Consider the following 11,992-nt stretch of genomic DNA (forward strand, 5'->3'; position numbering starts at 1 on the left):
CTTCAGCCGACCGAGCGCATCCCATTAATCCTCTTTCTCTGGATTGAGCGTCAACGTGACGTCTGGTTCCGCTTTGCCGCCACCGATGCCGCCGTCGTCGACCATGTCGATGCCGACGCACCAGGCGATCGGGTACCCATCGCGCAGGGCGTAGCGAACCGGAGCGTTATCGTGCGGATCGATCGGCACGCTGGGCAGGTAGGTGGGGACCAGTTCTTCGATCGTTTTAGGGTAGTCGGAGTTCGCAAGCTTATAGCGCTGGGCCGCGATCAGCACATCGGTCAGCTTGGCATAAGAATCGGCTCGCGCACCCGCGGCGTTAACAGCTTCCAAGGCGGGGAAGAATAGAGTTGTTAGCAGATATCGAATTCCGTGGATTGGACTTTTAGTGGCCTCCGTCAGCCTTGTTTGAGCCGAGTCAGCCGCTCGGAAACTCTCCGACCACGAGACTTTTGTCCCTTCGATGTAATCTCCCATCAGTTCCAGATACAACGCTTGGTCCCCCGCACGAAAAAACGGCAGGCCAGGAAGCGTCGTACGTTCTTCGCCAATCGATATTGGGTTCTCGAACGCCTGCATCACAAATACCTGTTCGCCCAACAGGCTGTTGCGAACGGAATCGAGATAGTTTGGTTGCCGAACCAATTCTTGCAGACGTTGCAGTTGGGAATCGTTCCACTGGAGATGCGGCAACAAGTCCACGGTCGTTCGGACCGCCATGCCGTCCATTGCGATCATCACCAGCTGAGAGACCAGGATCGGATCGTTTTCGATAGCGCGGCCGATCGTAAACAAAGCTTCGAGCGATTGGAGGCACGCTGCAGGGTCGCCTCGGTGGGCGTTGGTGTGAGCTTCCAGTTTAAGCATCCTCGCTCCGCTGCGAAGGCTCTGGACGTTGGGCAGCAGCAGTGCGATGCCTTGCGTGAAATCGTGATCGAACCGAGCGTAGCCGCCGAGCGCCGTCGCCTGATGCATTAACTGCATCGAGTCGGCGTACGTGTTCAACAGCTGCTGCACCGCGGCCTGTTCTTTCCAAGGCGTTCCCGGCGGCGGGATTTCAAGAGGGCCATTGGCACCAACGATCGGCAGGTCGGTTCCGGCGAGCCTGAACTGTTCGGTGTCCAACGGCGTGCAAGCGTCGATCCACAGCTGAGTCGCATCTTCGGCGCCGGCTGGGATCACGTAATGCTTCGAGAGTTCAGCCGCCGTCGTCGGTTGCCCGTTGGCTCGCATGCGGTCGAGCTGTTTTTCCAGCTTCGCTTGGGAGCTCGCTCTCCAAGTCAAGATTCCCGCGCAGGGAATGAGAAATCCCGCCAAGCCGATCGCGGCCAACGCGATGGCCACGTTGCGTCCCCGTTTGCTTTTCTGCTCGCCCACCGTGATTCCCCCGTTTTCATCGCCGCGCAATTGTTAGCTGCCGGTGATTGTTATATCAGGAAATCACGTGGCTCGATGAAAATGGTCCCGACGCGATGCAGCGGGAGTTCTGCATCTTTTCAGAAGCAGGTTGCAGAAGGCCTGATCGGGCGGAGCAACTTAACCAGGGCTATTCACATTTTCAAACAGACGTGTCTGGAAAAATGGAAACCCGACGCGTAAGCGAGGAATGCAAACGGTGCCTCGCTTACGCGTCGGGTTATCGAGAACGCCGAAATACAAACAGTGAATTGGCGATTTAACGCAGCGATTTGGTTTCAGCCGATGCGACGGCCGCGCTTTCCAGTGGCATCGATTTTGGAACATCGTCGGGGAAGATCGTCCAGACGGGGATCTTCCGTTCCAATTCGGTGATCAGATTCTTCTGCTGCTCTTGTTGAATGTTCTCTTTAAGAATCTTGCGGATCTCGTCTTGAGCATCGGCAAACGAAAGCATCCCCGCCTCTTCGCGTTCCAGCACGCGAATGATGTGGAATCCGTTATCGTCTTCGATGATCTGGCTCAACTTGTTGACCGGCAGACTGAAGATCTGTTGGTCGAGGATGTCCGACGCAAGGCTGCCCTTGTTGGTCCAGTCGTGAAGGCCACCGGTTTCGTCGGCCAATGGTTCTTGCGACAACCGCTTCGCGACAGCTTGGACGTTACCGCCGTAGTAGGCTTCGTTGCCCATACGGATGATCGCGTCGCGGGCTTCTTGTTTGGTTTCGAATCGCGAGAAGAGAACGGTCAGTTGTTCCCAGCGAGCCCGCGCATTGCGGCTGAATTTTTCGGTGTTCTGTTCGTAATAGAACTTCATGTCAGGCAATGGAATCTCGGGATCCTTGTCCATTTCACCGCGAAGATACTCCTGCCCAAGGATGCTCTCGACAAACCGACGCTCCTGTTGTTCCAGCGACGAACCGCTCTTCCGCAACATCGCGTCGGCTTCGGAGACGGTTTCGAGCTTGTATTGTTCGAGCAGTTGAGGCAACTGTTGCTCGTAGAACATTTTGCGGACGTTGCTGGTGATCGACAGTTCCATCTCCGCCCGCTTGTCCTCGGGCTGAGTGCCGGTCATCTTCCGCACAAACGCGCGGTACATCATCTTGCCCTGGATCTCTTTCCGCAGTTCGCGGCGGATCAGCGTGGTCCGAGCCATCTTCAGTTCTTCGGGACTCGGTTTACGTCCCGAGCTGGCGATGATCTGTTGAATGTTGTTGTCGACGGTTTCGGCAACATCGCGCAGCAGGATCGGCACACCATCGACGTTGGCGATCATCGCCGTCGGTTCCGAAGGTAGTTCGACATCGGAGAATGCGATGCCGGGCGGCTGCGCAACAGCCCACGAACCACTCAGACAAAGACTTGCCAGCAGTGCGAGCGTTGAGAAATATTTCAAACCAACAATCATGGAGAACTCCGCGATTCCATTCGCAGCGACCAGTTGAAACTGTGCTTTTCGTATCGCCATCGACCGTGGGCTGGCAATAATGCGAGCCACGCCGCTGAATCGACCGGTGCAACTGGTGCAGTTTGACGGCGGGCGATGGGTTACTGTTGGCTTATAAAGACGTCGCTAGGCCAAGTGCAAGATCGATCTGGCAAGTTCCAACCAATCGATTTCGGAGGCGTTGTTCGCAGCCGGTTGAGGCTTGCGCTTGGTCGACTTTGCTATCAATGCCGGAACATACGCTTGTTGATCGTCGACGATCCGAACCGGCCGATTGGCTTGACGCTTTAGTTGTTCGATCCGGCTGCGGTCGGTGTATTGCAGGACCAGGTAATCGCCGTCGATCCGGATCTCGCTGACCTGCCAGATCGCCGCGTCGAACCGCAGTTCCGCGATCTCCATCATCCGTTGGACTTCGATCGGCAGCGGGCCAAAGCGATCCAACAGCTCTTCGCGCATCTCCTGCAATTCGTCGAACTGTTCCATCCTTGCGATCCGCCGATACAGATCGATCTTCTGCCGCAGATCGGGGACATAGTCCTCCGGCAGATAGGCTTCGATCGGTAGATCGACATCGACGTCGGCCGACAGTTTAGGGGGCAGTTTCTTCATCTGCCGGACCGCCGATTCCAACAACTGGCAATACAGTTCGTATCCGATCGCGGCGATGTGGCCACTCTGCTGAGTGCCCAGCAGATTTCCGGCACCACGAATTTCGAGGTCCCGCATGCTGATAGCAAATCCAGCTCCCATCTGGCTGAATTCTTCGATCGCCCGCATCCGCTTCGCCGCCGACGGGCTTAGATGTTTGTGGGCGTCGATCATCATGTAGCAATACGCTTGATGTTTGTAGCGACCGACGCGGCCCCGCAATTGATGCAGATCCGACAGCCCGTACCGATCGGCTTCGTCGATGAAGATCGTGTTGGCGTTGGGGATGTCGAGGCCGCTCTCGATGATCGTCGTCGCGAGCAGGATGTCGAACTTGCGAGCGATGAAATCGACCATCACTTGTTCCAGATTGTTTTCGTTCATCTGGCCATGCCCGACCACGATGCTCGCCTGCGGGACGATCCGCTTCAGCTTCTCCGCGACTTGGTGGATGTCGTTGACGCGATTGTGGACGAAATAGATCTGGCCGTTGCGGTTGAGTTCCCGGACGATCGCGTTGTGGATCAGTTTCTCATCCCACCGCGTGACCCGCGTCTCGACGCTCAAGCGATCTTCGGGCGGCGTCTCCAAGTTGCTGATATCGCGGACGCCGACCATCGCCATGTGCAGCGTCCGAGGGATCGGCGTCGCCGACATCGTCAGCACATCGACGTTGCTGTGTTTGGTCTTCAGCCGTTCTTTGACCTGCACGCCGAACCGCTGCTCTTCGTCGATGATCACCAGTCCCAAGTTGTTGAACTTGACGTTCGCTCCGGCGACGCGATGCGTTCCGATCACGATATCGACTCGCCCCGACTTGATCCCTTTGAGTGTTTCCCGCTGTTCTTCGGGGCTGGCAAAACGGCTGAGCTTGCCGATATCGAAAGGGAATTCGCCCATCCGGCTCGTAAACGATTGATAGTGCTGTTCGGCCAAGACCGTTGTCGGGACCAAGACGGCGACTTGATAGCCGGCATCGACAGCTTTGAAGGCGGCCCGCATCGCGACTTCCGTTTTGCCAAACCCGACGTCGCCGCAGATCAAGCGGTCCATCGGCTGTGTCGATTCCATGCTCTCTTTAAAAGCGATCGTCGCCAGGGCTTGGTCGTGCGTGTCGGTGTAAGGGAATGAGGATTCAAACAGCCGCTGCCAGTTGCTGTCGGGTGGAAATGCGATCCCGCGTCGCGCCGACCGCTGCGCCTGAAGCTCCAACAGTTCCGACGCCATGTCGGTCACCGCCGACTCAGCCGCTTTCTTGTTTTTGGTCCAGGATTGGCCGCCGATTTTTGCGAGCCGTGGACGACTCTTGTTGCCGCCGATGTAGCGTTGGATCAGCCCGATCCGCGTCGCCGGGACATAGATCTTGGTGCCGCCGTCGAATTCGATCGCCAGGTGTTCCAGTTTTTGGCCGTGCTTTTCCAGCAGTTCCAGGCCGCGATAGAGTCCGATGCCGTGGGACAGGTGGACGACCAAGTCGCCCGGATGCAGTTGCAGGAAGCCGTCGATCGGTTTGCTGCGGACCTGGGCTTTGACGCGTCGCAGCGGCGTGCGGTGGAACAGTTCCGCGCCCGTCAGGACCAAGACCGCGGGATCGTCGATCTGGAAACCGCCCCCGAGCGAACCGGTTTGGAAACTTAGTTTGCCCCGCTTGGCGACCTCGGTCCCGATCAACAGTTCGCTCATCCGTTGATTGTCGGCTGGCGTGTCGGCGACGACGATCACCTGTTGGTCGGACGCAACTTGGTCGATCCGCCGCGTGATGTATTCCAGGTCGCCAACAAATCCATCGACCGAAACGCTGTGCAGGTCCAACACCTGGTCGGTTCCCGCTTCGGCCAACTGCGTCCCCATCGCGATTCGAAACGGTTGGCACTGGACCAGCAGGTCGTTCCAGGAAAGGTAGTCGTCGTGATGGCTGGTGCGAGCCAGCAGCGCGTCGATCGATTTCTTGCAGGCCTCGGGATCGACGATCACGATCGCCGTCTCCGCCGGCAGATGCTGCATCAACGTTCCCGAGGAATGGCTGCCACTGTCGACCGCCGAAAATTCAAACTGCGGGACATTGTTGATGCTGCGTTGGCTGGCGACATCAAACGAGCGGATCGAATCGATCTCGTCGCCAAACAATTCGATCCGGTAGGGATGCTGGTGATCGGGGGCGAAGACATCCAGGATCCCGCCGCGCATGCTGAATTCGCCATGCAGTTCGACGGCGGTCGAGGCGTGGAATCCAGCGGTCGCCAGCCATTGTCGCAGTTCGTCGACATCGATCCGTTGGCCGACCTTCAGCGTGCGGCTGGATTGTTCCAGCTTCTCCGGCGACGGGACGCCTTGGATCGCTGCGGTGATCGGGGCGGTGACGACATCGGGGACGCCGCCGGGCTGCCAGGCTCGCAACTGCTGCAGGACTTGCAAACGCCGCGCGTAATCCTGGTCCTGGATCGACTCGGGAGTCCCTTCGGCGGTGCTGAAGGGGAGCGTCAACGCACCGGGAATGTCGAACGATTCGAGGTCGGCGGCGACCAGATCGGCGGCGCTGCCGTCGGGCGTCAGGACCAATAGCGGGCGGGTATGTTGGCACAGAACGGCGGTCAGCAGCGAAGCGGTGCCGCTCCAAACGCCTTGGATCCAGAGCGGTTCGCCTGGTTTCCAACGCTTCAGCGCAGCGGCAACCGGGCGCCGCCGCGCGATCGCGGGGGGAAGTTGAGCAAGCGTTTTGAGCTTCGATCGAGGTGCCCGTTTCGCCGGTTTGGCAACGGGCACCGAATCTTCCGTGGGAATAACCGCACCTCGCGATTCGTGTACCTTGCGAATTTAAAGATAACGAATCGCGGTGAGAAAACATCTAGGGCGGCGAAAAAGAATGGCGGCCGCAGCCGCCGTCGCAGGGCCCGTGGCGGCGGAGACTACTTTGCTGGCAAATTGAAGTCGCCGGTCAGATCGCGCCAAACGCAGTGGATGTGGTTGGCTGGATTGCCGGCCGCATCGGGCTGCGTGTTGACGAATTCGATCAGGAACGACTTGCCTTGGACGCGGTAGTAGTGGCCGATTCCGGTCTTCAACGCACCGCCCCAAGCGAAGTGAACGTCGTTCCAGCCATCGTTATCGATGATCTGTCGACGGTCGGCCGCGACTTCGGCGGTCATTGAATCGATGTAGACATCGACCAGCGAGCGCAACATCTCTTGTTGCTGTCCGTTGAGCGAGGCGTACGAGATGCCAACCAGCTTTGGCGCGGTCGGTTGCGGTTCGCCCGCGTCGCTGATCTCGGCGGGGGCTTCGGCGGCGAAGATCGCTTTTTCGCGTTGGCTCGACTGCAGCGACGCCATCAAATCGAAGGCCAGCTGCTCTTCGTCGCGCAGCACGCGAGTTCCCTTTTTCAGCGGGCCGCTGACGTCGTTTTTGATCTCGGCGGGATTGCTGGCGAAGAACTGAGGCGTCGAGTCGACGATCTTGCCCCCTTCGACGACGAAGTTCAACGACATGTGGTGCCCTTCGAAACTGAAGCCCCACGGTTGCGTGTCGCTCGGTTCGCCGAACAGCGTTACATAATACTTCTCTGGATCGCGGCGGCCCTTGCTTTTGGGACCTTCCAATTCCAACAGAACCGCTTCCAGTGACATGATCCGTCGCGACTTTTCGTATCCCGATTCGCTGAGCGCCGCGCGCAGCAATCGCAGCGCGGCAGCTTTTTGAGCTGGATTCATATCGCGGATCACAAGCCCTTTCCGCGTTGGCATCGGAATGAAATGCCACTTCGTCCGCTCGGCTGCATCGTAAGCCAACAGCGCCTTCGATTTGGCTGCGTCGTCCAGCGTGCTCAGGAAGGCGTTGCCCGATTGGACCATCGCCGCACCGCCGGAGTTTGCTTGCAACAGGATCGCGCCGGTTGCTGTCGCCAACAGCCCTCCGAAACAGAGCATCGTGATCAGGGAGAGGCGTGAGAAGAGTCGAGGGTTGCGCATATTGGCGGGTCCGTGGTGGAGTGAATGGATCGAGCAGAAGGCTTGGAAAGCCAGCGAGTATGATATTCGCCCGCCGGCTGCAATGCAAAATGGCAAGCTTCAGCGAGCTCCGAAAAGCTGTGCCTTCTACCTTTGCACTCCTCTGCTTTTGAGGGGCAATTGTTGCAGGCAGCCGCGGCGAGGCTCGCTTTGCCGATGGGCCGCTCCGGCTCCTGACCCGCGGTGCGGAGGTTGGAGCCGGCGAGGGGATATCGGCGACAGACGCTTAGAATTGCAGTTGTTCGCCGCCCGCTTTTGTAACCAAGCCGCGTCGCGTCGAAGCATCAATGGTATTGGGAAAGAAGCGGATTGAGCCGTCGGCTATGGTGATGTGTGTTCCGCCAGGATGGTTGGTGGCGTGCCGTTCTTGCCCGGCAAAGCTCTCGAACGTTGGCAAGTCGATATCTTGAGGACTCATCCAAGGGACGGCATGATCCGGGCCGACTTCGACAAACAGGAGCGTGTTGGATGACCCATCGGTGATCTCTCGAAAACTTGTTCCTACCGGACCTGTCATCACGCTGCTTGGATCGACAACGGCGACGTATCCGGTGACGGTAGGATCGGACGCGGATGGGCATCCGAAGACTTCGAGAACAGACGAGGCGATCTGCTGATTGGCAGGGTCGTCCCACGGTTTGTTGAGATCGATCTGATCGTAAAGTGCTTTCTGTTCCAGAAAGGGTAGGATCAGCGTCCGCCAGCTGTGCAAGGGTTGCCCGGCTTCATCGACGGTGTAGGCGGGAGGAAGGGCACGATACGCGGCGTGGTAATTGTGCATCGCCAGGGCGATCTGTTTCATGTTGTTGCTGCACTCCACGCGGTGCGCCGCTTCGCGGGCGGCTTGGACCGCGGGTAACAACAGACCAACGCAGATACCCAGGCATGGCAGCGCCCCTAGCCCCAGCAGGACCAACACGATGATTAGCAGCGTGTTGCTCTTCTGTGCCGGTGGTTGCCCCGGTTGGCCGTAGGGAGCGTCGGGAGGAAATTGCGCGGGTGGTGGCTGATTGCTCATGACGCCTCTTGGGTCGAAAGTTGAAATCACAGTAGGCCGGGAGCGGCCCGTCGCCACTCCCCTACCCTCGCATCATCCTACTGGAAAACGGACGCCGCCGTTGTAGGGTGCTGCTGTGATTTCTTCGATCGACCGATCGACACCAAGTTGGCGGTCGTTAGCTGAGCCGTTCGGTCAGCTCGGCCACGAGGTCTTTGGTCGCCACACGCCATTGCTTCAGCGAATCGCGATCGCGGATCGTGACGGTGTCCTCTTTCAACGAATCTCCGTCGACGGTGATGCAGAAAGGGGTTCCCGCTTCGTCCTGGCGACGGTAACGACGACCAACAGCCGCCTTTTCGTCGTAGAACGTCGACATCTTCTCTTTCAGCATGCCGTAGATCTCTTTGGCCTTTTCGGGCATTCCGTCCTTCTTCACCAACGGGAAGACAGCCGCTTTGATCGGTGCCAGCCGCGGGTGGAATTTCAGCACGGTGCGAGTTTGCATCTTCCCCTTTTCATCGGGTTGTTCGTCTTCGCTGAACGCTTGGCACAAGAAGGCCAGCGTCGCGCGGTCGGCACCGGCGGAGGGTTCGACGACGTGCGGGATGTACTTTTCGCCCGTCAGATCGTCGCGATAGCTGAGGTCCTTGCCGCTGCCGCGATGCTTCGGTTGGCCATGCTCGTTCTTTTCGACTTCCATCGGTTTGGTCTTCGGATCCAACTTGCCTTCCATGTGGCTGCGGAGGTCGAAGTCGCCGCGGTGGGCAACCCCTTCCAATTCGCCATATTCCCCTTCGGCCATGAACGGGAAGGCGTATTCGATGTCGGCGGTGCCGACGCTGTAGTGGGCCAGTTCGCTGGCAGAGTGTTCACGCATGATCAAGCGGTCGCTGGAAAGGCCCATGTCCTTGTACCACTGCAGCCGGCGATCGCGCCAGTAGCTGTACCACTTGTGCGATTCGTCGGGGTGACAGAAGAACTCGATCTCCATCTGTTCGAACTCGCGCGAACGGAAGGTGAAGTTCCGCGGCGTGATCTCGTTGCGGAAGCTCTTGCCGATCTGGGCGATACCCATCGGCAGCCGCATCCGGCTGCTGTCGAGAACGTTCTTAAAGTTGACGAAGATGCCTTGCGCGGTCTCGGGACGCAGAAAAGCGGTGTCCGCTTCGCCACCGAGAGCACCGATGGTCGTCTTGAACATCAGGTTGAATTCGCGCGGCTCGGTCAGCGTGCCGAGTTCTTTGGCGTCGGGGCCCAAGACTTTTTCCTGCTCTTGGACGCTGTCCAAGGTGGCGAAATCGCCGTCGTATTTCAGCGATTCGGCATCTTTGGGGCGAAGCTTAAAGAACTTCAGTGCCCGCCGCTGCACATCGGCTTGCTCTTCGTCGGCTTCCACGGTCGTGGTGACAAAGATCTTCTGGTCCTTCGCTTCGACCCAACGTCCGCGGACTTGGTCGAAACGATAACGCTTGCGAGTTTCGCGGCAATCGACCATGTGATCGTGGAACAGATCGTAGTGGCCCGAGCACTTCCAGACCTGCGGATGCATGATGATCGTGCAATCCAGGCCGGTCATTTCGTACGTGCCGGGGGCACCGGGAGGCGTGACCAATTCGTTGTGGCCGCCGACCATGTCGTGCCACCAAGCGGCTTTGACGTTCCGCTTCAGCTCGACGCCAAGCGGTCCGTAGTCCCAAAAACCTTGCAGCCCTCCATAGATTTCACTGGATTGGAACAGGAAACCACGCCGTTTACACAGCGCGACGAGTTTCTCCATTGGCATCATGGCGGCTAGACTCTGGCAGTTTTGGGGTTTTAAAGAAGGTTGAACGCTTATTGAATGTCCGCAAGTCTACGACGCTTTTCAGAAAACAGGTAGACCGGTTGAGAATCTCATCGCCCTGGCCACTTGTTGGCCGACGAGCGATTTGCGTCAATACGTGTTCGATCGACCTTTGGTTTCGACAAATCGGAGCGGACAGGCGTCGATGCGAGCCCGATTTGAAGGGGATTTGTTCGTGTCGCAGTTGATTTTGCTTGCCAGTTCCGTCCAGCAGCTCGACCGCTGTCTGCCTCTGTTGGCTCATTTTGGTTCCACCCCGGCGTCGACGGTCACGATCTGGGTGATCGCTGAAGCGAAGAGTTCCCTGGCGGCCTACGCGAATCGCTGCAGCGAGCAACTGTCGGTCGAGAGTCGCGTGCAGTGCGTAACAGAAAACGAGACGGAGCTGCTGCATCGGTTGTCGCAGTGCCGCCATGTCGATTGGTTTGTGATGCCCTACGCGGGGGAACAGCAAGCGTTTTTCAGCAACCTGTTCGAACGTTCTCCCTGCCGCACGATGCTGTTGGATCCGGGAGCGGAGTTTTCGGGGGAGGTCGGCCGGATCGTCGAACTGCTCAACGACGAATCGGATTCGATCGGCCGGATCTGTCGAGCCAATCCCAAGATGGCCGAACGCAAGCTGGCGTTCGACGCTCCCGATGAACTGACCGCCGCCGACAGCGCCCGTCGCCGCGAGCTGTTGGTCGATCGTTTGGCCGAACTTCAGTTGCAATCGAACGATCTTGTCGTCACGGCGGTCCAACGGACTACCAAGCCAAACGGTGATCTCGCGATCGCGCGTCAATTGTTGGATCTCGATATTCCCGCGACGGTTGTGATCCTTCGCCATCGGATGGGCTGGGTGGAGCATACTTGGTCGTCGATCGAGAAGAAGATCTTCGAATGGTCGCCGCCGATGGAGCGGGAGGCGCGGATGGAGCTGGCCGAAAACCTAGCCGACAATTCGTCGCTGCAGTTCGAATTTGTGGCGATGATGTGCGCCGCGACTTGTCTGGCTGCCTTTGGATTGGTGCAGAATTCTGCCGCGGTGATCATCGGGGCGATGCTGGTCGCACCGTTGATGACGCCGATCATGGGAGCCGGCCTCGCCTTGGCCTATGGCAACCGGCCGCTGTTTGGCCGCGCCGGGATGACGGTCGGCGTGGGCTTTCTGTGCGCATTGGCGACCAGTTTTTTGTTCGGGTTGTTGGTGCGGATGGTTCAAGGAGCCGAGGTGACGCCCGAGATGTGGGCTCGTAGCAATCCATCGATCCTCGACTTTCTCGTTGGCCTGGTTGGCGGTTCAGCAGCCGCTTACGCGCGGACGCGGTCGCACCTGTCGAGCGCCTTGGCCGGCGCAGCGATCGCCGCGGCGTTGGTCCCACCGGTTGCAACCGCCGGCTTGCAGTTGGCCTTCCTGCCGATCCCGACAACGCCCACGCGGTGTCTGCCCGTTACCGGCCCGCTGTTGTTATTCACCGCCAATGTGTTGACGATCATGGTCGGATCGTCCTTCATCTTGTGGCTCAGCGGCATCCGCGGCGACCATCGCTTTGGCAAGAAGCAGCGTTGGGCCAACCGCGCCCTGATGCTGCTGCTGATGCTCACCTCGCTAGTCCTGGTCGTGGTGGTGGAGCATTAGCGCTGGA

At 58.7% G+C, this 11,992-nt stretch carries 7 protein-coding genes; 1 reads left to right on the top strand and 6 read right to left on the bottom strand.

Going from position 1 to position 11,992, the window contains the following annotated elements; all coding sequences use genetic code 11:
• Positions 1 to 24 precede the first annotated feature (24 nt).
• From CA51_RS03320 to CA51_RS03345, 6 genes are all read right to left on the bottom strand, one after another.
• Complete coding sequence (locus CA51_RS03320) at positions 25 to 1,377, bottom strand: hypothetical protein (protein WP_145117782.1); 1,353 nt, start codon at positions 1,375 to 1,377, stop codon at positions 25 to 27.
• A 298-nt stretch (positions 1,378 to 1,675) separates the two neighbouring features.
• Positions 1,676 to 2,827 (bottom strand): peptidylprolyl isomerase, encoded by a 1,152-nt coding sequence (locus CA51_RS03325; RefSeq protein WP_197451558.1) that lies wholly within the window; start codon positions 2,825 to 2,827, stop codon positions 1,676 to 1,678.
• Between the two features lie 165 nt (positions 2,828 to 2,992).
• Positions 2,993 to 6,280, bottom strand: coding sequence for a transcription-repair coupling factor (mfd, locus tag CA51_RS03330; RefSeq protein WP_338052331.1), 3,288 nt, complete (start codon positions 6,278 to 6,280; stop codon positions 2,993 to 2,995).
• Positions 6,281 to 6,423: 143 nt separating this feature from the next.
• Entirely contained in the window at positions 6,424 to 7,482 is a 1,059-nt protein-coding gene (locus tag CA51_RS03335) for a DUF3500 domain-containing protein (RefSeq protein ID WP_231745974.1), read from the bottom strand.
• A gap of 265 nt (positions 7,483 to 7,747) precedes the next feature.
• On the bottom strand, positions 7,748 to 8,539 hold the full coding sequence (locus tag CA51_RS03340; RefSeq protein WP_145117788.1) for a DUF1559 domain-containing protein: 792 nt from the start codon (positions 8,537 to 8,539) through the stop codon (positions 7,748 to 7,750).
• 157 nt (positions 8,540 to 8,696) lie between these two features.
• The gene (locus CA51_RS03345) at positions 8,697 to 10,298 is read right to left on the bottom strand and encodes a glycine--tRNA ligase (protein ID WP_145123999.1); all 1,602 of its coding nucleotides are present in this window, start codon (positions 10,296 to 10,298) and stop codon (positions 8,697 to 8,699) included.
• A 241-nt stretch (positions 10,299 to 10,539) separates the two neighbouring features.
• On the opposite strand from CA51_RS03345, the gene CA51_RS03350 reads away from it, so the two are divergent.
• Positions 10,540 to 11,985, top strand: a complete 1,446-nt coding sequence (locus CA51_RS03350) for a TIGR00341 family protein (RefSeq protein ID WP_231745975.1) — start codon at positions 10,540 to 10,542, stop codon at positions 11,983 to 11,985.
• Positions 11,986 to 11,992 lie beyond the last annotated feature (7 nt).

Source organism: Rosistilla oblonga, assembly GCF_007751715.1.
In the GTDB taxonomy this organism is placed as follows: Bacteria; Planctomycetota; Planctomycetia; order Pirellulales; family Pirellulaceae; genus Rosistilla; species Rosistilla oblonga.

What these genes read in the sequence shown, in the direction of transcription:
- CA51_RS03325 (WP_197451558.1), bottom strand. Translation starts at nt 2,827, where the DNA reads ATGATTGTTGGTTTGAAATATTTCTCAACGCTCGCACTGCTGGCAAGT.
- CA51_RS03345 (WP_145123999.1), bottom strand. Translation starts at nt 10,298, where the DNA reads ATGGAGAAACTCGTCGCGCTGTGTAAACGGCGTGGTTTCCTGTTCCAA.
- CA51_RS03335 (WP_231745974.1), bottom strand. Translation starts at nt 7,482, where the DNA reads ATGCGCAACCCTCGACTCTTCTCACGCCTCTCCCTGATCACGATGCTC.
- CA51_RS03340 (WP_145117788.1), bottom strand. Translation starts at nt 8,539, where the DNA reads ATGAGCAATCAGCCACCACCCGCGCAATTTCCTCCCGACGCTCCCTAC.